17 protein-coding genes are annotated in these 22,619 nt (G+C 66.8%); 9 read left to right on the top strand and 8 right to left on the bottom strand.

From position 1 onward, the window contains the following. Positions 1-98: 98 nt before the first annotated feature. On the top strand, positions 99-935 hold the full coding sequence (locus HLH27_RS00360; RefSeq protein ID WP_182947137.1) for a DODA-type extradiol aromatic ring-opening family dioxygenase: 837 nt from the start codon (positions 99-101) through the stop codon (positions 933-935). Between the two features lie 41 nt (positions 936-976). Here HLH27_RS00360 and HLH27_RS00355 read toward each other — a convergent pair whose 3' ends face one another. Then, positions 977-1,663 carry a YfdX family protein gene (locus tag HLH27_RS00355; protein WP_182947136.1) on the bottom strand — a complete coding sequence of 229 codons (687 nt, stop codon included), beginning with the start codon at positions 1,661-1,663 and terminating at the stop codon, positions 977-979. Positions 1,664-1,878: 215 nt separating this feature from the next. Between HLH27_RS00355 and HLH27_RS00350 the strand changes: the two genes are divergently transcribed. The 6 genes from HLH27_RS00350 to preA all read left to right on the top strand — a co-directional run bounded on the left by HLH27_RS00350 (position 1,879) and on the right by preA (position 9,866). Then, entirely contained in the window at positions 1,879-2,373 is a 495-nt protein-coding gene (locus tag HLH27_RS00350; protein WP_182947135.1) for an RNA polymerase sigma factor, read from the top strand. Next, a complete protein-coding gene (locus HLH27_RS00345; protein WP_182947134.1) occupies positions 2,370-3,272 on the top strand; it encodes a FecR family protein in 903 nt (300 codons plus the stop codon). The genes HLH27_RS00350 and HLH27_RS00345 overlap by 4 nt, the downstream gene beginning before the upstream one ends. Positions 3,273-3,363: 91 nt before the next feature. Then, positions 3,364-5,892 (top strand): TonB-dependent receptor domain-containing protein, encoded by a 2,529-nt coding sequence (locus tag HLH27_RS00340; RefSeq protein ID WP_246375235.1) that lies wholly within the window; start codon positions 3,364-3,366, stop codon positions 5,890-5,892. Next, positions 5,889-7,160, top strand: a complete 1,272-nt coding sequence (locus HLH27_RS00335) for a histidine-type phosphatase (protein ID WP_182947133.1) — start codon at positions 5,889-5,891, stop codon at positions 7,158-7,160. The genes HLH27_RS00340 and HLH27_RS00335 overlap by 4 nt, the downstream gene beginning before the upstream one ends. Positions 7,161-7,247: 87 nt before the next feature. Then, positions 7,248-8,594 carry an FAD-dependent oxidoreductase gene (locus tag HLH27_RS00330; protein ID WP_182947132.1) on the top strand — a complete coding sequence of 449 codons (1,347 nt, stop codon included), beginning with the start codon at positions 7,248-7,250 and terminating at the stop codon, positions 8,592-8,594. A gap of 3 nt (positions 8,595-8,597) precedes the next feature. Further along, complete coding sequence (preA, locus tag HLH27_RS00325) at positions 8,598-9,866, top strand: NAD-dependent dihydropyrimidine dehydrogenase subunit PreA (RefSeq protein ID WP_182947131.1); 1,269 nt, start codon at positions 8,598-8,600, stop codon at positions 9,864-9,866. Between the two features lie 9 nt (positions 9,867-9,875). On the opposite strand, the gene ung is transcribed toward preA, so the two are convergent. Together ung and HLH27_RS00315 are read right to left on the bottom strand one after the other, a co-directional pair. Then, a complete protein-coding gene (gene ung, locus HLH27_RS00320; protein WP_182947130.1) occupies positions 9,876-10,571 on the bottom strand; it encodes a uracil-DNA glycosylase in 696 nt (231 codons plus the stop codon). 97 nt (positions 10,572-10,668) lie between these two features. Continuing rightward, positions 10,669-11,376, bottom strand: coding sequence for a pirin family protein (locus HLH27_RS00315; protein ID WP_182947129.1), 708 nt, complete (start codon positions 11,374-11,376; stop codon positions 10,669-10,671). Positions 11,377-11,598: 222 nt separating this feature from the next. Between HLH27_RS00315 and HLH27_RS00310 the strand changes: the two genes are divergently transcribed. Continuing rightward, entirely contained in the window at positions 11,599-12,528 is a 930-nt protein-coding gene (locus HLH27_RS00310) for a LysR family transcriptional regulator (protein WP_182947128.1), read from the top strand. Between the two features lie 14 nt (positions 12,529-12,542). On the opposite strand, the gene HLH27_RS00305 is transcribed toward HLH27_RS00310, so the two are convergent. From HLH27_RS00305 to HLH27_RS00285, 5 genes are all read right to left on the bottom strand, one after another. Beyond that, the gene (locus HLH27_RS00305) at positions 12,543-14,843 is read right to left on the bottom strand and encodes a putative bifunctional diguanylate cyclase/phosphodiesterase (protein WP_220790216.1); all 2,301 of its coding nucleotides are present in this window, start codon (positions 14,841-14,843) and stop codon (positions 12,543-12,545) included. Next, a complete protein-coding gene (locus HLH27_RS00300; RefSeq protein ID WP_182947127.1) occupies positions 14,840-16,927 on the bottom strand; it encodes an EAL domain-containing protein in 2,088 nt (695 codons plus the stop codon). The genes HLH27_RS00305 and HLH27_RS00300 overlap by 4 nt, the downstream gene beginning before the upstream one ends. Before the next feature lie 335 nt (positions 16,928-17,262). Next, positions 17,263-19,065 (bottom strand): FUSC family protein, encoded by a 1,803-nt coding sequence (locus tag HLH27_RS00295; protein WP_338029802.1) that lies wholly within the window; start codon positions 19,063-19,065, stop codon positions 17,263-17,265. 242 nt (positions 19,066-19,307) lie between these two features. After that, positions 19,308-20,210 (bottom strand): LysR family transcriptional regulator, encoded by a 903-nt coding sequence (locus HLH27_RS00290; RefSeq protein WP_182947126.1) that lies wholly within the window; start codon positions 20,208-20,210, stop codon positions 19,308-19,310. Positions 20,211-20,287: 77 nt separating this feature from the next. Beyond that, the gene (locus tag HLH27_RS00285; RefSeq protein ID WP_182947125.1) at positions 20,288-21,340 is read right to left on the bottom strand and encodes an aromatic ring-hydroxylating oxygenase subunit alpha; all 1,053 of its coding nucleotides are present in this window, start codon (positions 21,338-21,340) and stop codon (positions 20,288-20,290) included. A gap of 108 nt (positions 21,341-21,448) precedes the next feature. Between HLH27_RS00285 and HLH27_RS00280 the strand changes: the two genes are divergently transcribed. Continuing rightward, on the top strand, positions 21,449-22,396 hold the full coding sequence (locus HLH27_RS00280) for a LysR family transcriptional regulator (RefSeq protein ID WP_182947124.1): 948 nt from the start codon (positions 21,449-21,451) through the stop codon (positions 22,394-22,396). The last annotated feature ends 223 nt before the right edge of the window (positions 22,397-22,619 follow it).

The following is a 22,619-nucleotide window of genomic DNA, read 5'->3' as shown; positions in this document are numbered from 1 at the left end:
GGCATGAGGCCAATCAATCGCCTTGACCAGGCCTCGGGCTTATCGTGATGCCTCAACCATGGCATGATACCCGTGCCCCGCACGCCCAGGAGCACCCCATGGACTCACCGGCAACCGCCCCCCGACCGGCCGGCGTCGCATCCGCGCGTCAGCCGGTCCTGTTCATGCCGCATGGCGGCGGCCCATGCTTCTTCATGGACAGGCCCGATACCTGGGACCATATGGCGGCCTATCTGCGCGAAATCGCCGCGACGCTGCCCGGGCGCCCCGACGCCATCCTGGCGGTGTCGGGCCATTGGGAAACGGCGGTGCCAACCGTCACCTCCGCCACCCATCCGCCGCTGATCTACGATTATTACGGCTTCCCCGCCCACACCTACCGGCTGCGCTATCCCGCCCCCGGCGCACCGGCCCTGGCGGCACGGGTGCGGGCCCTCCTGGATGCCGCGGGAATCGAGAATGCCGAGGACCCGACACGCGGTTTCGACCACGGCGTCTTCATCCCGTTCATGCTTGCCTTCAAACAGGCCGATATCCCGATCGTGGAACTGTCCCTGCGCCGCGACATGAATGCCGAGGCCGAAATGCAGGTAGGCGCCGCCCTAACCCCCCTGCGCGACCAGAACGTGCTGATCGCCACCACCGGCATGACCTACCACAATCTCGCGCATTTCATGACGCGCAACCCCGCCTCCGACGCCGCGGCACGGGCCTTCGACGACTGGCTGACACAAGCCGTGGAAGCCCCGCCGGAACAGCGGCGAGACGCCCTTCTGCGCTGGGACCGCGCACCGGGCGCCCTGCTGTGCCATCCGCGTCCCGAACACCTGCTGCCGCTGATGCTCGCCGCCGGCGCGGCAGGCCAAGACCTTGGGCGACGCGACTACAGTGACACCATCATGGGCAAGGCCCTGTCCGGCTTCCGCTTCGGCTGACCCGGGGGCGCACGCAATCCGCCCCCGGGCCCGTCCCCCGATTATTTCTTGGCCGGCTGCGACGGAGCGGCCGTCGGCGCCAGGGTCTCGACGAAATCCTGCGAGACGAAGACAATCCCGTCCAGCGCCTGCTGCAAAGCCTCGGCCGCCTGATTGGGCTGGCGCCCCTCGACAAACACGGTCGCCCGGTTGACCGCCCCTTCCATCTGGTCCAGCGGCGCCAGCGCGACGATGAAATCGATATCCTCGCCGACAACCTGCATCGTCTGCGCCGCCGCCTGGCTGTCGCCCGCCTTCAGCTGGGCGTTGGCCGAGGCAACCGCGGCCTTCTTTTCAGGCGCCATGATGTCGCTGGCGACGAATTCGCCACCCACCGGCAGCCAGTCGGTCGGCGTCGTCACCGGCTGATGCGAAGGGGCCACCGGATGCTGCGGCGCGGGCTGCAACGCGCTTTCCGCCGCGTTGAAGCGCTTCTCGGCCTTGCGGGCAGCCTCCAGCCGCTTCTGGGCGTCGTACAGCGGCGGCACCGCCTGGTCCACCTTGCCCTGCGCGACAAACTGCTGGGCGACGACAATGTCGGCCAGCGCGCGCTCGCCATCGTCGGAAATATGGTTCAGCGCACGGCCGGCCTTGAATTTTTCCCACGCCGCATGCAGCGGCGCGGCGTGTGACAGCGAGGGCACGGAACCAAGGGCTGCAACAACCGCCAGCGAGGCCACAATCCGCATGTCTGACATCCTTTTCGTCATGAACGTGTATTTTTAACATAATGTTGCTGAAGCCCGGAGAACAAGTCAGGGCAGGGATGCACTCCGCGATCATGAAGTTTTAAAGAATACCGATCCGTTACCGGTGCCGCGCCGATGACAGGACAGGACTGCTCTTCTAGGGTCCGCCCCGATACCGGGCAGGCCGTCTACCGGCAGAATGGGGCGAGGGCGACATGACGGATTGGGCGATCCGGCAGACCGGTTGGGCGTCGCTGCACGCCCGCGTCCGCCGCCTGACCAGGCGACACGATTCCGAGGACCTGTTGCAGACGGCCCTGCTCCACATCCTGGAACGCGGCCATGCGGGAATCGCCAATACCGAGGCTTATGTGCTCCGCACCGCACGCAACCTGGCCATCGACGAATATCGTCGCGAGCGCCGCGACTGCCTGGTCAACCTCCTCCCCGACCAGGCGGAGGCCATCGCCTGCCCGATGCCCCTGCCCGATGCGGTGGTGCTGGGCCGGCAGCAACTGGCCCGCCTCTCGACCGCCTTCGCGGCGCTCGAACCCCGCACAGCGCGTATCTTCCTGATGCACCGACTGGACCACCTGCCCTACCGCACCATCGCCGCCCAACTCGGCGTCAGCGTCAGCACGATCGAAAAACAGATCAGCAAGGCCCTGTGCGTCCTGACGACGGCCCTCCTGGAGGGCGACGCACCATGAGCGACAGCACCGTCCAGACCGCCGCCCGCTGGTCAGCGCGCCTCCGGGCCGAAGACTGCACCGAGGACGAACAGCGTCGCTTCACCGCATGGCTGGACGAACATCCCCGCCACCGCGAGGTCTTCTCCCTGATGTCCGGCGTCTGGGCCTCGTCGGCGGCACTGGCCGCCAGCCACCGGCAACGCACGGCGACACCTTCGCGCCGCACCGTCCTCGCCGTCGGGGTCGGGCTGGCGGCCAGCCTGTTCGCCCTCCCTGGCGCACCGGCCGAAGCGATGGTCCTGCGCACCGCAACGGGCGAACGGCGACGCTGCACCCTGCAAGGCGGCGCCGACATGCTGCTGGACACCCGGAGCACGGTCATCCTCCCCCCCACCACGGGCACCGACCGGGCGTGGCTGGCCTGCGGACGGATCGCCCTGACGCTCCCCATGGGGGCTGCCCCCCTGCGCCTGGCAACGGCAGACTGCACCCTCACATCCGCCGCCGGACAGTTCGATATCCGCCTGCTCGATGACGGGCTGGCCGCCACGGTCCTGGACGGATCGATGACGGCCCTTCCGACATCCGGCCAGACGGAGCCCATCGCGATCGGCCGCGGCATGCGCCTCACCCTGCGGGCCGGCAAGCCCCCCTGCATCGACCGCCCAAGGCTGGATGACCTGATCGCCTGGCGCACGGGGCGCGTGGCATTCCGCGATACGCCCCTGGCCGAAGCAATCGTGGAAATGAACCGCTACAGCGACAGGAAGATGGAAATCGCCTCCCCCGGCATCGGCGCGCTGCGGATCAGCGGCCTCTACCACACCGGCAATATGGCAGGCTTCGCCCACGCGCTCACCCGTCTGCTGCCGGTGCGGATCGAGGACGGCCCAACCCTGCGTATTGTGAAGCTTTGATGAAACGCACGCACGAACATTGAGGACACGACCGGGCAGTTCGTCACGCCTGTAAGCCGGCGCAACCGGCGCCACAGACAGGATTCCCCCGATGTCACGCCCGCCATCTCCCCACCCCTCCTCCCAGCGCCTCGCCTGCCTCCTGGTCATGACGACCGCGATTGCCGGCCTGCTCCCCGCACGCGCCCCCGCCGCCACGCCCACCCCTGCCGCCCCCGTCACCGTGCACCTGCGCGCCCAGTCCCTGGCCGAATCGCTCCAGGAACTGGCACGGATCAGCGGCCGGGACATCCTGTTTGCCAGCAGCGAAATCGGCAATCGCCGCGCCCCGGCCGTGGACGGCACGCTCAGCGTCGAAGACGCAGCAACCCGCCTGCTGCGCGGCAGCGGCCTGCACGCCGTGCCGCAGCATGACGGCGGATTGCTGATCGAAGGGCCGGCAGGCACACCCCCACACCCCACCCCGTCCCCCCAGGACGCGCAGAAAGACGCCGAACAGGTCACCGTGATCCGGCGCGCCGAACGCCTGGCCCCGTCGACGGTGCCGCTGACGATCACCGAGCCGACATCCGTGATCCAGAAGCGCTTCATCACCAACAACATCATTCCGCTGGCCAGCGTCGACGACATCATCAAGTTCCAGCCCAGCGTCTGGTCGCAGAACCCCAACGGTCCGGGCATGGGCAAGGCCGAGACGATCAGCCTGCGCGGCTTCCAGGATGGCCAGTACAACATGACGTTCGACGGCATCCCCTTCGGCGATGCGTCCGACCTGCACCACACGACATCCTCTCTCTTCATCTCGCATTTTCTCGACCAGGTGCAGGTCGATCGCGGGCCTGGCACGGCGGCGACCCTGGGCAACGCGACCTTCGGCGGCACGATCGGCTTCGACTCCCGCGAACCGGCGAAGCATTTCGGCGTCACGCCTTACGGTACCTACGGCAGTTTCAACACCCGCGCCGGCGGGATCGAAATCGACAGCGGCAAGACCCGTGCCGGTTCCATGGTGCTGGACATGCAGCATGAGGAAACCGACGGCTACCTGACCGGCTCGGCCGAACGGCGCAGCAACCTGCTGTTCAAGGACGTGATCGAACTGGGCGAGCACACCACCCTGACCCTGCTGACGACCTACGACAAGGAATGGCAATACACCACCCAGGGCGCGACTCTGGCGCAATATGCGAAATATGGCGACAATTACGGCCTGTGCTTCAATCGCGCGCTGCAATGCTATTACGGCTACAACCCCAGCACCTACCAGTCCGATTTCAGCTACGTGAATCTCAGGACCCGGCTCGCACCGTGGCTGACATTCGAAGACAAGCTCTACACCAACGGCTTCGTTCACGATTACACCGAATCGACCGATGCCAGCCAGGATGACCCGTCCGCCAACGGCGTGACCTTCTATTCGACCGCCGGCAAGAAGCTGGGCACCTACGGCACCGACATCCCCGGCAAATATGCCCGCGCCTCCTTCCGCGACTACGGCGACACGATGAAATTCCGGGCAAACACCCCGGTAGGCGACGTGCTGCTGGGGGTCTGGGCCGATGTGCAGGACGACCGGCGATACACCTACGCCGTCGACCTCAGCCAGGGCAGCATTCCGGTGCCGGGCAAGAACGGCTCCGCGTACAGCTACGATATTTCCGACCTCAACACGACGGTCCAGCCCTATCTCGAATTCGACTGGCACCCGATAAAGGGCATGACGGTCAAGCCCGGCATCAAATATTCCTATTTCCACCGCGACTATGACGCAGCCATCAACAAATCGACCAAGCTGCCGCTGAACGACAGGCAGACCTTCACCTCCTGGCAGCCCTCGATCGCCATCAACCAGATCATCCTGCCGGGCTGGAGCGCCTACGGCCAGATCGCGCGCGGCTTCCTGGCCCCGCCGATGAGCGTCTTCCAGACCCAGAATGTCGGCAGCGTCACCCCCGAGACGACGCTCAACTACCAGGTCGGCACCGTGCTCCAGAAGAAGCGCTGGACCCTCTCGGCCGATGCCTACTACATCGATTTTTCCAACTACATCGCCTCGGCACAGATCAAGGTCCCCGGCATCGGCACCCAGAGCACCTCGGTCAACAGCGGCGGCGCGGTCTACAAGGGGCTGGAGATCGAAGGCCAGTACGCCATCGGCGCCGGCTTCTCGCTCTACGGCAATTACAGCGTGAACGACGCCCAGTACAAGCATACGCAGGTCCGCGTGGCGGCCACCCCGAACGTCCTGGCCTCGTTCGGCCTGCTGTACGATAACGGCAAGGGCCCGTATTTCTCGCTGATCGGCAAGTTCGTCGGCAATCACTGGGGACTGGACAGCACCACAGACAGCGACGGCCACACCGTGTTCGCCAACCAGTATCGCGTCGGCAGCACCACGACCGCCGACCTCGCCCTGGGCTGGCACTTCCATCACCTGGCCGGTTTCATGAGCGAACTGACCCCCAGCCTCAAGATCGCCAACCTGTTCGACAGCCACGCGATCAGCGATTTCGCCGGCAACCAGTCGGCGGCCAGCAAGGGTTATCCCGACGGTGCGCCGCTCTACTGGCGCCTGTCCGGCCGCAGCATCTTCTTCAACCTGTCGATGACGTTGCCATGAAGATCCACCGCACGCCCCGAGCCCCCCGCGCCATCGGCGCCGCCCTGCTCCTGGCCGCAACCCTGGCCGGCGGCGCCAGGGCGGCCAACGCCCCCTCCCTGGCCGGCGCAACGCTGGAAAAAACCGTGTTGATCGCCCGCCACGGCGTCCGCAGCCCGACCAGGCCGCCCAAGGAGCTGAAAGCCCAGACCGGCCGCGACTGGCCCGCTTGGCCGGTCCCACCGGGACAATTGACCCCGCATGGCCGCGCCGCCCTCGCGGCGATGGCCGACGCACTGGGCGCACGATACCGGCAACTGGACCTCCTGCCCACCGCAGGCTGCCCGGCCCCCGGCACCATCGCCATCTGGGCCGATTCCGCCGACGACCGCACACGCCAGAGCGGCGCGATCATGGCCGCCACCCTCGCCCCCCGCTGCGGCCTCGCTGCGCATGCCCTGCCCGCCGGCCAGGCAGACCTGTTCTTCAACGCCCTCGGCACCGGCGCCGCCACACTCGACCAGGCCCGCGTGACTGCCGCGCTGGCGCACGCCATCGCCCAGGACCGCGACCACCGGCCGAAACCGGTGCAGGATGCGCTGGCCCGCCTCCAGGCCCTGGTCGCCCCCGACGGCTGCGCGCAAACGCACGACCTATGCCTGACGGAGAAACTCTCCCTCTCGTGGCAGCACGGAGCACCGCACCTCAAGGGCGGCCCGGTCCAGGCCGCCACGATCGCGGAAAACATGATGCTGGCCTACGCGCAGGGCATGGGGCCGCAGCAGGTTGCCTGGGGCGCGCCCGACGACGCCACCCTGCTGGCCACCATCCTGCCGGCCCATCTCTACGCCGCAACGCTGACCCGCCGCCTGCCCGCCATCGCCATCCCCCGCGCATCGGTGCTCTCCCGCGCCATCATCGACCTGCTGGCCGACCGCCCGGTCACACTGCCCGACCACAGCGCAATCGGACCGGACGCACGGCTGGTCCTCTTCGCCGGCCACGATACGACGCTGGACATGCTGGCGGCGACCTTCGGCCTGGACTGGGCCTTCGCCGACCAGCCCGACCCGACAGCACCCGATACGACCCTGGCGTTCGAACGCTGGCGCCTCAAGGACGGCAGCCGCGTGGTGCGCGCGGTGATCCTCCACCAGGGGCTCGAACAGCTTCGCGCGGCCCGCAAGCCGGACCTGTCGGGCACCGGCGCCACAACCCTGCCGATCGGAACCTGCGCCGGGGCAACACTCTGCCCGCTCGGCCATCTCCGCCCCGCCACCATTTTCTGACCATATGGTCAAATTTTTCATTGCGCAAAAAATACAAATTCTGCGATAGATTCCCCTGGTCATGCTTCATGACGGAGATCGTCTATCGTGGACCCACGCCCGGACATTGCTGCCAACCGCCTGTCGCCCGAATGTCTGGCCATCCGGTTCGCCGACGCACACCCGCCGCTGACGGGCGGCCAGGCGGCGATCGAGGCCGATCGCTGCTATTTCTGCTACGACGCGCCCTGCGTGGAAGCCTGCCCGACGGGCATCGACATCCCCGGCTTCATCCGCGGCATCGCCACCGGCAACCTCGCCGGCGCGGCGCGGACGATCCTGGAATCCAATATCCTCGGCGGCTCCTGCGCCCGGGTCTGCCCGACCGAAATCCTGTGCGAGGGCGCCTGCGTGCGCACCGCGCAGGAGGAAAAGCCGGTCGTCATCGGCGCCCTGCAACGCCACGCGACCGACTGGCAGATGGATGAAGGCACCCAGCCCTTCCCCCGCGCCGCCGAAACCGGCCGCCGCATCGCAATCGTCGGCGCCGGGCCGGCCGGGCTGGCCTGCGCGCACCGCCTGGCCCTGCACGGCCACACGGTCACGATCCTCGATGCCCGCCCCAGGCCCGGCGGCCTGAACGAATACGGCATCGCCGCCTACAAGCTGCCGGATGATTTCGCCCAGCACGAGATCGATTTCATCACCGCCATCGGCGGCATCACCATCCAGACCGACCGGATGCTGGGCCGCGACATCACCCTGGCCGAGCTGGAAACGACATACGATGCCGTCTTCCTCGCCATCGGCCAGGCCGGCGTGCGCGCGCTGGGCATCGCCGGCGAGGAACGGGACGGCGTGTTGAACGCGGTGGATTTCATCGCCGGCCTGCGCGCCTCCTCCACCGGGGCCGACGTGCCGGTCGGGCGGCGCGTGGTGGTGATCGGCGGCGGCAACACCGCCATCGACGCCGCCGTGCAGGCCCGGCGCCTGGGCGCCGAGGAGGTCACGCTGGTCTATCGGCGCGGGGCCGAAACCATGTCGGCCACCAAGGTCGAGCAAGCCTGGGCCCAGACCAACGGCGTCGCCATCCGCTACTGGGCCGCCCCCCTGCGCATCGACGGCCCCGACGGCGCGGTCGGCTCGATCACCTTCACCCGCGGCCGGCTGCTGGACGGCCGGCCGGTCCACGACCAGGACACCTTCACGCTGGAAGCCGACATGGTGCTGAAGGCGGTGGGCCAGCTCTTCCTGCCGGACCCGCTGGATCGCGGCGCGATCGCCATCGAGAACGGCCGCATCAGGGTCGACGCCCACGGCCGCACCACACGCCGCCTGGTCTATGCCGGCGGCGACTGCACCCCGGGCGCCGACCTCACGGTGGTCGCGGTGCGCGAGGGCCGCGACGCTGCCGAGGCCATCCACGCCGACCTGACGACCGCAACGGGAGCCTGAACCATGGCCGATCTGCGCAGCCACTTCGCCGGCATCCGTTCGCCCAACCCGTTCTGGCTGGCCTCCGCCCCGCCGACCGACAAGGAATATAACGTCCGCCGGGCGCTGGAGGCCGGATGGGGCGGCGTGGTGTGGAAAACGCTGGGCGAAGACCCGCCGGTGGTCAATGTCAGCAGCCGCTACGGCGCGTTCAACTATAACGGCAACCGCCTGGTCGGCCTGAACAATATCGAGCTGATCACCGACCGCCCCCTGGCCGTCAACCTGGCCGAAATCAAGTCGGTCAAGCGCGACTATCCCGACCGCGCCATCGTGGTCAGCCTGATGGTGCCCTGCGTCGAGGAAAGCTGGAAGCGTATCCTGCCGCTGGTCGAAGAGACCGGGGCCGATGGCATCGAGCTGAATTTCGGCTGCCCCCACGGCATGTCGGAACGCAACATGGGCTCCGCCGTCGGCCAGGTCCCCGAATATGTCGAGATGGTCACACGCTGGGTCAAGCAGAACACCAGCATGCCGACCATCGTGAAACTGACACCCAACATCACCGACATCATGCAGCCGGCCACCGCCGCCCTGCGCGGCGGCGCCGACGCGGTCTCGCTGATCAACACCATCCAGTCGGTGGTGGCGGTCGATCTCGACGCCATGGCGCCGATGCCGGTGGTGGGCGGGCTCGGCACCCATGGCGGCTATTGCGGCCCGGCCGTCAAGCCGATCGCCCTGCGCATGGTGGGCGAAATCGCGCGCAACCCCGCCACCCGCGGACTGCCGATTTCAGGCATCGGCGGCATTTCGACCTGGCGCGACGCCGCCGAGTTCCTGGTCATGGGCGCCGGCACGCTGCAAGTCTGCACGGCGGCGATGCATTACGGCTTCCGCATCGTCGAGGACATGATCGACGGCCTGTCCCACTGGATGGACCAGAAAGGCTTCGCCACGATCGACGACGTCACCGGCCGCGCGATCCCGAATTTCGTCAACTGGAACCAGCTCAATCTGAAATTCAAGACCCTCGCCAGCATCGACCAGGATGCCTGCATCAAATGCGGCCTGTGCCACATCGCCTGCGAGGACACGTCGCACCAGGCAATCGCGAAACTGCGCGTCGACGGCACAAGGCGCTACGAGGTGATCGACGAGGAATGCGTGGGATGCAATCTGTGCGCCCATGTCTGCCCGGTCGACGACTGCATCACCATGGTGCCGCAGCCAGTGGAGGGCGTGCTGACATGGCCCCAGCATCCCAATAATCCCGCGCGCGTCGGCAAGTAAAAAGGCCCTTCAAACATCCTTCGGCGGCTCCACCGGCAACCGCCAGTCGATCGGCGTCAGCCCATGGCTGACGAGGAATTCATTGGCCTTGGAAAAATGATGGCAGCCGAAGAAGCCGTTATGCGCCGAAAGCGGCGACGGATGCGGCGCCTTCAGCACCAGGTGCCGTGACTGGTCGACAAAGGCCGCCTTGCGCTGGGCATACGCCCCCCACAGCATGAAGACCGCAGGCGTGCGCTGTTCGTTGACGCGGGCGATCACGGCGTCGGTAAACTGCTCCCACCCCCGCTTCTGGTGCGACGCCGCATTGCCGCGCTCCACCGTCAGCACGCTGTTCAGCAGCAGGACCCCCTGCTTCGCCCAGGATTCCAGATAGCCGTGATGGGCCGGCGGAATGCCCAGGTCGCTCTGGAGTTCCTTGTAGATATTGACCAGGGACGGCGGAATGCGCACGCCGGGCCGCACGCTGAAGCACAGCCCATGGGCCTGCCCGTCGCCATGATAGGGGTCCTGGCCCAGGATCACGACCTTGACGTCGTTCAGCGGGGTCAGGTCCAGCGCCCGGAAATATTCCGCCCCCTTGGGAAAGATCACCTTCCCGCGCGCTTTTTCCGCCAGCAGGAAATCCTTCAGCGCCTGCATGTAGGGCGCATCGAATTCGGGGGCCAGAGCCGTCTTCCAGCTATCGTCCAGTCTGATCGTCATGCCGGCATCAAGCGACGCCGCGCGCCAAAAATCAAGCAGTCCCGCCCGCCCCCGCCGATAAGGGCGGGGGCAGAACAGGTTCGGGGCGGCGATACCGTCAGGCAGCCACGTCCACCAGCACGATCTCGGCATCTTCCAGCGCCCGCACCACCAGCGTGTCGGTCTCCGAAATCGCCGCGCCATCCCGCGTGCCGACCGTCTTTTCCTCGATCTCCACGCTGCCCCTGGCGGGGACGAGATAACCCAGCCGCTCCACGCCCAGATGATATTCCGCGCGCTCGCCCTTCTTCAGGGTCGCGCCCAGAACCCGCGCATCGGCATGGATCGGCAGCGCATCCCCCCCGGTATCGGCATCGTAGCCCGAGGCCAGCGCCACGAACCGCCCGCCACGCTCGCCCCGGGGAAAGGCCCGCGTGCCCCACGATGGCGCATGCCCCGCACGATCGGGCATGATCCAGATCTGGAAAATGCGCGTCTTGCCGGGCTCGCGGTTATACTCGCTGTGCATGATGCCGGTGCCGGCCGACATCACCTGCACGTCGCCCGCCTCGGTGCGCCCCGAGTTGCCCAGATTATCCTGGTGCGTAATGGCCCCTTCGCGAACATAGGTGATGATTTCCATGTCGCGGTGCGGATGGGTGCCGAACCCCGTTCCCGCCGCGATGGCATCATCGTTCCACACGCGCAGCGCCCCCCAGTGCATCCGGCGCGGATCGTAATAATCCGCGAAGGAAAAATGATGTTTCGCATCGAGCCAGCCATGGTCGGCGTGGCCCAGTTCCGCGAACGGCCGAACTTCGATCATCGTGATCGCCTCCAATGTGTTGAATGTCTGGGCGGACCCTACGCCCCCACCGGCCCGCCGCGATACGGCAGGAAGCGAAACCCTTCGTTTCCGGAATTTCCGCGGCCCGAAAGCCGGCTTGGGGGCGCTGTCTGGACGGGCCGGGGCAGAAAATATATGCAGGGAAACCCCCTGGAACCCGACCGGCCAGACGCGGGGATCGTTTTCAAAAGGCTGTTCCTCATGCGATTGCCCGATTTCGAAGCCTGGGCGATTTTCGCGAAAGTGGCCGAATGGGGGTCCTTCGCGCGCGCGGCCGAGGATATCCAGCTCTCCAAGCCTACGGTTTCCAAGGCCGTATCCCGGCTGGAACAGGCGCTGGGGGCCAGCCTGTTCAACCGCAACTCGCGGCAATTGTCCCTGACCGAGATGGGACGCCACGCCCTGGGCCATGCCAGCCGCATCATCGCGGAAGCCGAGGCCGCCGAGGCACAGGCAAGGGACGGCACGCTGAAACCCTCGGGCCTGATCCGCATCGCCGCCCCGATGACGTTCGGCGTCAAGCACATCTCGCCGATCCTGCCCGCCTTCCTGGAACGCTACCCCGATATCGACCTGACGCTCGATTTCAGCGATTCGATCGTCGATCTGGTCGCCGAGGGCTACGACATCGCCCTGCGGATCTCCTCGCTGGCCGATTCATCGCTGCGGGCGCGCCGCCTCTGCGCGGTCAGGCTGCTGCTGGTCGCCACCCCCGCCTGGCTGGACGCGATCGGCCGGCCGACCCACCCGCGCGACCTGGAGGCACACAAGAGCTTCGTCTACACCAATACTTCCGCCCCGGGCACGATCCGGCTGCGCCATGCCCCGTCGGGCAAGGATTACGTGCTGTCCCAGGCATCGCGCCTGCGCGCGAACAATGCGGAAGGCTTCCTGCCGGCGCTCGAGGCCGGGCTGGGCTTCGGCCTGTTCCCCGAATTCATGATCTGGAACAGCCTCCAGTCCGGATCGCTGGAAATCATCCTGCCGGAATGGGAGGCCCCCGCGATCGCGCTCTATCTGGTCACGCCCCCCAGCCCCCTGCGCCCCGCCCGCGTCAACGCACTGCTGGACTATTTCGTCGACGCCTTCGCGCTGCCCCCCTGGGCACGGCAGGACACTCCGCAGGACTAACGCCCCTCACCCGGTCACCGCCGACTGTCGAGTTCCGCAACCAGCGCCGCATCCTCGTCCGACGGAGCCGGGCGGCCGTAGATATAGCCCTGGACTTCCCGGCACCCTTCCGCGCGGACCAGCGCAAGCTGGTCCTCGGTCTCGACCCCCTCGGCGACGATCCGTACCCCCAGCCGCTTGCCCAGGTCGGCAATGGCCCGCACCACGGCCGCGCATTCCGGCCGCTCCAGCGCATCGCGCACGAACGACCCGTCGATCTTGATCTTGTCGAACGCAAACGTCCGCAGATGCGCCAGCGAGGAATAGCCGGTCCCGAAATCGTCCAGCGAAACCCGCACCCCCATGTCCCGCAGCAACAGCAGGTCCTGGATGCCGCGATGCTCGTCGCTCAGCAGCGCCGTTTCCGTCACCTCGATCTCCAGCCGCTCCGCCGGCAGGCCGGAGGCCGCGAGCGCCGCCGAGACGCTATCGACCAGCGTCCCCTTGCCCAACTGCATGGCCGAGACGTTGACGGCGACATGCGCCTCGTCCACCCATTGCGCGGCACTCCGGCACGCCTGGTTCAGGATGAACTCGCCCAGCCGGTCGACCAGCCCGCATTGCTCTGCCACCGGCACGAACCGGCCGGGAGAAATCCAGCCCTGCTGGGGATGATGCCAGCGGGCCAGCGCCTCGCGCGACGTGACCCGCCCGGACGACAGATCGACGATCGGCTGGTAGAATACGAACAACCCGTCCCGGCTCGCCAGCGCGGACCGCAGCTCTTCCTCCAGGCGCACCCGCTCCTGCACGCGCTTTTCCAATTCGGGCGAGAACAGGCGGGAGGTCCCCCTCCCGGCCTCCTTGGCGGCGTACAGCGCCATGTCGGCACGCGACAGCAGGATATCGGGCTCCTCGCCATGCTCCGGCGCCAGGGCAATGCCGACCGACGCCCCGATCTGGATGGTCCGGTCGTAATCGAGGTCGAAGGGCGCGCCGAGGGCCGCCACGATCAGGTCGGCCAGCACCATGGCCTGCTGGCGGGAATTATGCGGCAGCAGCACGGCGAACTCGTCGCCGCCCAGACGGGTCAGCGTCACGGCGGGGCCGTTGCAGACCATTTTCAGCCGTGCCGCGACCTGTTGCAGCAGGGCATCGCCGATCTGGTGCCCGCGCGTATCGTTGACCAGCTTGAAACCATCCAGATCGACATAGAGCAGCCCGACGCGGTTGCCCGGCGTGGCCAGACGCTCCTCAAGTTCCCGGCGGAAGGTGATCCGGTTGGGCAGTTCGGTCAGCGCGTCGAAATGCGCCAGGTAACGGATGCGGTTTTCAGCCTCCACCTCCTTCGTCACCAGCGCCCAGGTCAGCATGGGCGCCATGTAATGACCGTCCGTGGCGGTGATGGCGGAAATCTTCAGGTCCAGCACCTCGTTGCCCAGGCGGATGCGCGCATTGTGCGGCAGGTTGTTCGGGTCGGCGAGGATACCCCGCTGGTGGGCCGGCGAACGGTGGAACACGTCGATCGAGGTACCGATCAGGTCATCCGCGCGGATCGGCAGAAGATGCTCGATACTGCGGATCAGCGCCTTGGACATCTGGTTCGCGTAGTTGATGATATAGCTCTTCGGCTCCACGGTCATGACCGCCACGGGCATGTTGTCGATCATGCGCAGCAGCAGCTCCTGCTCCTTCGCCCGGCGCTTTTCTTCCGCCCGGGCATTCACGGTCTTCGAAAAATCGCGATAGGTGCTGGTCAGCACGCCGATCCCGCCGATCGAATCGACCAGCAGGCTCACGACGGCCGCCAGATGCGTCGCCGTCTCGTCGACCAGGCACAGGATGAACAGCGTCACATTGGCGATGATCGCCAGCCGGATCGCCGCAAGCCGCATATGCGCCAGGCAGTACATGACCGCCAGCGTGGTGGTGGCGATATAGAAGAACAGGAAAGAACGCGTCGCCGCATCGCCATAGGGGTAAAGGGCACACGCCCACCCTCCCTGGGCGACGATCAGCCCGGCGGAAAAGCGGCCGGTATTGACCAGCGTCGCCTGGATGCGGTCCAGCGTCGGATCGGTATTGCGCGCCCGCAGCCACGACCGCATCCTGACGGCGCAGAACACGCTGCCCACGGCGGGGCAGAACAGCGAAAGCCAGTCGGGAGCCTGCCGGGCAAAGACGGCGGCAAGCAGCCACGCATTGGCCACCAGGATCACATACATCGTCGGCAGCAGCTGGGCACACCGGCGATAGCACGCGGCGGCCAGTTCGGAACTCTCGGCTTCGGCGGCGGAAAACCAGCCTTCACGGCCGAAGGGCCAGTTGATGCTCATTCCACGCCCTCTGTCCGCATCGCCGCGACCGCGTCCGCATCGGCCGGGCCGCCCTCCAGCCGCGCGATCTGCCCGGAGCGCAGAATGTCATCCACCGTCACCGGATGCCCCAGCAGAAACCCCTGCGCTTCCTCGCAGCCCTCGGCATTCAGCATCGAAAGCTGGTCGTAGGTTTCGATGCCTTCCGCCATCACCGGAATGCCGAAGCTCTTCCCCAGCGCCAGCACGGCGCGGATGATGGCCGTGGTCTGCGTCGTCGCCGACGAGGAACTGAAGAACGAACGGTCGATCTTGATCCGGTCGAAGGTGAACGACCGCAGCGTGTCCAGCGACGAATAGCCGGTGCCGAAATCGTCCAGGGCAATGCTCACCCCCAGCTCCCGGATCTGGCGCAGCATCTCCAGCGACCGCTCGCGATCGGCGAAAATGGTCGATTCCGTCAGCTCCAGTTCCAGCCGTTCGGGCGCCAGCCCGGTCTCGGCCAGCACGCTGCGGATCATGCCCGGCAGGTCGGCGTTGATGAACTGCACGGCGGAAAGATTGACGGCAATCGTATAGGGCGGCTCCCACGTCGCGGCCTCCCGGCACGCCGTGCGCAGCACCCATTCCCCGATCGACAGGATCAGCCCGCTCTCCTCGGCCAGCGGAATGAACTCGCCGGGCGGAATCTGGCCCAGCTTCGGGTGGTTCCAGCGCAGCAGGGCCTCATAACCCCGGATGCGGCCGGTCGAGACGATGGTCTGGACCTGATAATGCAGCGTCAGCTGGTTGTGGCCGATCGCGTCGCGCAGGTCGGCGGCCAGCGCCCGCCGTTCCCGAATCCGCTCGTCCATGCCGGCTTCGTAGAAGCAGACGCGCTGCAACGGGTTCGATTTGGCGCGATACATCGCCAGGTCCGCGCAGTTGACCAGATTATCCCGGTCGGCGGCATCGTCGGGAAAGATCGCAACCCCCAGGCTGCCCCCGGCCGCGATTTCCAGATTATCGACCGCGATCGGGGTCGACAGGGCCTTTTCGATCCGGGCTACGAACCCGGCAACATCCCCGGACTCGCCGATGCGATAGATCGCGGTAAATTCGTCTCCCCCGGTCCGGGCAATGAATTCGCCGCGTTCCTCGTGCAGCAGGGCCTTCATGCGTCGGCCCAGCACGCGCAGGACCTCGTCCCCGACCGCGTGCCCCCGCAGGTCGTTGATGTCCTTGAAACGATCCAGGTCAATGCCGATCAGCGCCAGCCGGCTCCGGCGCTGGATCGTCAGCGCGATCTCGAAATCCAGCCGGTCGTTGAAGTTCGCCCGGTTCGGCAACGCGGTCAGCGCATCGTTCAGCGCCATGCGCCGCAGGCGCTCGATGCTCTCGGCCCGGGTGCTGTCATCGATCAGGTAGCTGACCATGCCCATCACGAGAATGACCAGGCTCATGCCGATCACCGCCATGGTCATGGTCTTCAGGGCTTCGGAATGGGTGGGCGTCATCCCGTCGCCGGCCGTGACGACATGAAAGGCCGTCATGCCCAGAAAATGCACCGCAAGAATGGCACCGGCGAACAGACCCGCCATGGCATTGGTGCCCTGGCGGGTCTGTTTCAGCGCCATATGCAGCGCCGCCATGCACAGGACCGGGCCCAGGATGCCCGACCCGATCACATAGGGCCGGTCCCACGTCACCTGCCCATGGACGTGAAAGGCCATCATGCCGACGTAATGCATGGCCGCGATCGAAAGCCCGAGCAGCCCGCCCCCCACCACGGCCGGCCATGGCAGGACGCGACTGCCGGCAGCCAGAAACCCCAGAACGCTCCCGACGATGCAGATGAACAGCGAAAGCAGGGTCAGGAACGGGTCGAACGTCACGCCCGCACCGGCCCGGAAGCCCATCATCGCGATGAAATGCGTGCACCAGATCGCCACCCCGGTGGCCAAGGCGGTCAGCACATACCACCCGACCCGCTGCAACCCGCCGGTCTGCAGCGCACGGCGAAACAGGCGCGCCGTCACCCATGACCCGACACCGCACAGAAGCCCGGCGACCAGGACTATCCAAAGATCATGCTCGCGAATGACACAGACGAATAAAGAATTCACCGACGCATGTCTTTCTTCAGCTGCATGGAATCAACATTTTGTTAATTAATACCACTGGCGGAATATCCTTCAAGGCCTCATCCGGCACCACTGATACTGAATTCAGGCATGACCCGATCGGCACCAGCCATCGCGGAGCACCACCCGCCCGGTCCGGGAGGTGTGGCATGCCCCAGATCGAACAGGGCCAGCAAGCCCCCGACAGCCGGTTCGGAAATGCGCATGCCCGCAGCGGGCGGCAGTGCGGCCCTCACCGCAACCTGCCAGGGTCCCAGGGTCGCTACGGCCCACCCCGGCGCCCCGCGTCAGGGCCCGGACAGGGCCTCTACAGCCCCTCAGCCCCCACCATCGCGCCCGACCGGCCGCCGCTCATGCCGCATCAGCGCCCGCAGCGCGATCGCCAGATCTTCCCGGGCGGGCGCCTGCATGTCCGCGCGGCGCAGCAACCCCGGCACCAGCGCCGCCGCCCGCGCCGGATCGCGCGTCCATGCGCGCAGAAACGCCGCCAGCCGCCGGCCGACCGCCACAGGCAGCGCGCCGCCCGCCATGGCCTCGCGAATCTCGATCACACACATGCCCTGCACCGTCAGCGCCATATGCGCCGCGAAATAGGCGAAAAGCCGCTCCTGCGCCACGCCGCGCCCCGTGCGGACGGCCCGCACCATGCTGTCCGCGTTCGTCATCAGCCAGACGCGCGCCGAGGGCACGCCCCGGCCCGTCGCCAGCCCGGGCAATCGCCGCTCCGCCCAGGCGATCGTGCGCCGCAGATGGTCGTCGGGCCGAAAGGGCAGCACCAGCCGGAACATCGCCCCCGCGAAGAACACCGCCGCCAGAAACGCCATCGTACCGTTCAGGAACGCACTTTCGTCATACCGCCCGGCATTCGACGGCCCGATCAGGACCGGAAGAAACATGTTGAAGGAAAAGGCATGGTTGACCAGCCGCGGCGCCCGCGCGGCAAGCCCGCCGATCACCATGGGCACCAGCAGCAGAAAGGCCAGCATCTCCGGGGCCGTCACCATCGGCACCATCAGCAGCACATAGACGGCGGCGACGATCGCGCACCACATCGCCCCCCGGGCAAACCCGGCCGAGGCCAGCACCGGCACCTCGCGCGTCGCCAGCAGCCCATAGACCAGCACGACATACGCGATAAACCCGATGCCCGACGGCCAGGCGGTCACGTACCAGACCGCCGACGCGGCCAGCACCCCCGCCGCCACCCGCGCGCCGTTCCGCAGCCCCTGACCCGCCTGCCGCACCGACCGGGTGCGGAACCGGAACCGGTCCCCCGCGCGCGGCGCCGCGATGGCGTCGATATGCAGCCCCCCGGCATCCAGCGCCCGCCGCACCGACTCCCACGGCGCCCCGGCCCGCACCCGCGCCACGGCGGCCAGCAGGTCGGCCAGCGCCGCCCGCGCATGGTCGGCCACCCGCCCGGCAGAGGGACCCATCTCCAGTACATCGAATTCGATACGGCCGGACGCCGCCATGATATCCGCCAGCAGGGCACTCTCGATCGCCGGGCCGGGCGCGGCCCGATGCCAGCCTTCCATATGCTGCCGCGCCGACGCGGACACGCCTCTCAGGCGCGCCAGCAGCGCCCCCCGCGCCCGCTCGCGCAGCCCGGGCGAGAACAGCATGGCCAGCACGGCCTCGCAGAGAATACCCAGCGCGATATACGTCCCCCGCGCCATCGCGATAAAGAACGCATCGTCGGGCGAGACAATCCCGTCGGTGGCAACGATGGCGGCGGTAAAACTGGCGACCAGAAAGCCGTAGCTGCGATACCCGTCGAAAAACGTGGCCAGCCCGCAGCACAGCCCCACCCACAGGGCAAGACCGACAAAGAACAGCCCCGCCTCCTGCGGAAAGGCGGCAATCAGCGCTACCCCCACGCCGCACCCGACGACAGTCCCCGCCAGGCGCCACCGCGCCTTGGAAAACGACTCCCCGCGCGAGGCCGTCGCCACGGTCCACACGGTCAGCGGCGCCCATTGCGGGCTGCCCAGTTCCATCCACATCGCGATCAGCAGCGACAGGATGGCCGCGCACGCGGTCCGGACCGCAAAACCCAGGTCGGCCCGCGAAGGCGCGAACAGCCAGCCCCACCGCCCCCCGATCACACCCGTTTCCACCGCCCGCCATCCCCCGGTCCCGGCGGCGGACAGTGGCGGCCGGCGCGGGCGGCGTCCAAGTCATTCTCGTGATCAGGTCATAAAGGCGGCTTATGATGGGGGGAGGAAAGCGCTCTTCTTTCTCTGAAGAAAAAGAAGCAAAAAGACTTTTGATCTGTTCGGGAGCCTCGCGTGCCCCAGCCAAAAACTCCTGAACGAATCAAAGTTTTTTGGTTCTTTTTTTCAAAAAAAGAACCGCTTCCCTACATCGTCAGCACATCCGTCAACACCAGCCCGGACGCCACATGCCAGCACCGCGCCATCAGCGCGCTGGTCATCGGCTGCCGCACCCGCACCAGCCCCACCGAAGGCATCGGCGACGGGTCGAGCCGCCGGACCTGAAACGGCACGCCCCCCATGCGCGACGGCAGGGCCGCCACCGGCAGGATCGCGGCCAGACGCCCTACCCGCAGCTCCGCATGCAGCAGCTCCAGCGCATTGGTCTCGAACCGCACATCCGGCGTGCTGCCCGCATCCGCGAAACAGCGGTCGATAATCTGGCGGCTGCGCATCGAGCGATCCAGCAGGCACAGCGGCAACCCGGCCGCCTCCCCCCACGAACAGCGGACACGCCCCGGCAGAACGATGCCCGGCCCGCCCACCAGCACATGCTGCTCGACATAGAGCTCATGCGCCTCGATCTGACCTCCGGCCGGCAACTGGTCGAGATACACGATCCCCAGGCCGAAACGCTGCTCGGCCAGGCCGCGCAGGATGTCGCCATGGGCCGCCACGGTCAGTTCCAGATGCAGCGCCGGAATCGCGGCACGCAGGCTCTCCATCAGCAACGGCGCCAGTTGCTGCGCCGGCGGCATGATGCCGATGGCCAGGCTGCCGCCCGCGACCTCATGCGCAAAACCGGCCTCCTGCCGCAACCCGTCCAGCGCGGCCAGGCTCTGCCGGGCCCAGGCCAGCACGCGCTCGCCTTCCGGCGTCAGCCCCAGCACCCGCTGCCGGCGCCGGACGATGGTCACGCCCAGCTCATGCTCCAATTGCCGGATCGCCGCCGACAGCGCAGGCTGCGACACACCGCAATGTTCCGCCGCGCGCGAGAAATGGCGAAACCGATCGAGCGCCACGAGATAGGTCAATTGCCGGAGGAACAAGACGCCCTTCCTTCACATTACGGAACGTCCTGCTCTCCTTGCGGAATGCGCGGAGCCCCGCAAGCCCCGGCAGGTTTTCAGGCGCTAAAGAAGCTGCTGAACCCCATGGCCCGCAACGCACGCCGATAGGCGATGGAACTGCGGTCGGCCATCACATGCGCCTCCAGCGTGGGGTCCAGCGGCAGGTTCTCCGGCTTCTGGGCCTCCACGATGGCCCGGTCCTCCTCGAAGACACGCCGATTGAATGCGTACACATCCTCGACCGGCAGATCCCGATCGAAATTGCGGCAGATGGGCGCGAACATCCGGGTCTTCCGCGCCGAAACCGGCGAGGCCGCGTTCATGATCACCAGCCGGCCGTCATCGGGGAAATGAATCTCCAGCGTGGCGGTAAACGGCACATGCACGCGAAAATGGCGCAGCCATTCGAACCCCGGCCGCCCCCGGTCCGAAACGCCGATCGGATAATTGCCGACACTGCTGCGATATTCCGCCTCGAAACCGGTCGGCGTCGGGGTCGGCATATAAGGCGGCACCACCGCATTATCGGGGTCGGCAAAGGTCTCGGTATGGACGAACGCGAAATGCGCCACGTCGATAAACCCCTCCACCTGCCGCCCGGCAAATCCCGCAATATCGATCCACGGGCAGGTGATCTGCTGAAAGGCTGGATCGTCCCAATGCGGCATCGGCGGAATGGCGGGGTCGCCACCCGGCTCCAGACAGGTCCAGATCAGGCCATAGCGCACGACCGCCGGATAGGTCCGCAGATGCAGCCGCGGCGGGATATTGTTGTCCGGATTGGCCGGTACATGCTTGCACCGCCCCCCGGTGCCGAAGACGAAGCCATGATAGGCGCAGGCAATCGTCCGGCCGTCGCCCCTGCCCATGCTCAGCGGCACGCCGCGATGCGGGCAGAGATTATCCGCCACCACGATCTCCTCGCCGGCCCGGTAGAGGACCAGCGGCACATCCAGCAGCGTCGCGCCCAGCGGCGCAGGGCCCAGCTCACGCTCCAGCGCAACCGGATACCAGCAGCGGGCCAGACGCCGCCAATCCTCGGCAAGGAAGGTGCAGTCGCGCGGCAACGCCCTCTCGGCCGGGGCCGGGCTCTGGGGAACGGCAGACATCGGGGGCCTCCTGCAATGCGGGTCGGTCCCCATGGTTTCACGGCCGCTTCATTCGCGTATATATCATAATTTCATCTTTCCCGTTCGCAAAATCAGAGCACCCTGTCCATGCCGGCTTTCTCGCGGTTCCTGCTCTATTTCCTGGCCGTCGCGCGCCACGGTTCGATCCGGCGCGCGTCCGAGGAATTGCGGATCGCCGCCTCCGCCATCGACCGCCAGCTCCTGCAAGGCGAGAAAGCGCTGGGCGCGCCGCTGTTCGAACGCCTGCCGACCGGCATGCGCCTGACGGCGGCGGGCGAGATTCTGCATGCCCATGCCCGCCGCTGGCATCGCGATTTCGCGGACGTCACCCGGCAGATCGACGACCTGAAAGGACTGCGCCGGGGGCAGCTCACCCTGGCGGCGCCCGAGGCCCTCACCCACACCTTCCTCACCGGCATCATTGCCCGCCTGCGACAGACCCACCCCGGCATCGTCGTGAATCTGCGCATCCACGACAACGCGGAAATCGCGGGCCTGCTGGATGACGGCAGCGCCGACCTGGCCCTGATGCTCGACCCCGAGGGCATCCGCAGCCTGCATGTCCGCAGCGCGGCGCTGTTTCCGCTGGGCTTCGTCTCGCCCCCCGGGCACAGGCTGGCGCGGCTGGCATCCGCGCGCTTCTCGGCCTGCGCCGACGAACCGACGATCGTGCCGGCCTCCCCCCTCGCCGTCGCCGGGATCTTCGCACGCCTCGAAGCCGATTGCGCGGTCGCGGCGCGGATGGTGACGACCAGCAACAACGTCCAGCTCATCAAGTCGCTGGTGGCGGCCGGCACGGGAATCAGCCTGCTGAGTTCCCTGGACGTGATGGAGGAAGTCGCGCGCGGCCTGCTGTGCTTCACACCGCTGGCCCACGCCTCCGTGCACCCGCTGGCACTGTCACTGGTCCACGATCGCGGGCGGCACCTGTCCGCCGCCGCCCGCCTGGTCGCCGACACGCTCGATCACGCACTGACCGATCTCGCGAACATGGGTGAAAATCCCACCCATTTTCCATCATCACCCGATCGATGAAGTCACCAGTTGGTGAAGACCATGTCTCACGATCCGGTGAGACCCGACGGACCGTGGATCGTAAGCCAATGGTTCATAAAATATTTCTTAAATTCCAAGCAATTCATTCATATAAAACATAATCGATATTCAAATCGGTATCTATTGTCCTTCCCACATGAGAATGCTGAGAATGACGCCGTAGAGGATGTTTTCATGCATCCATGAAATAATAACAAAGAAT

It is taken from the genome of Gluconacetobacter takamatsuzukensis (genome assembly GCF_014174275.1).
Taxonomy (GTDB): Bacteria; Pseudomonadota; Alphaproteobacteria; order Acetobacterales; family Acetobacteraceae; genus Gluconacetobacter; species Gluconacetobacter takamatsuzukensis.
Note: the sequence above shows the minus strand (reverse complement) of the source record. Positions and strands in the feature narration are given on the sequence as shown.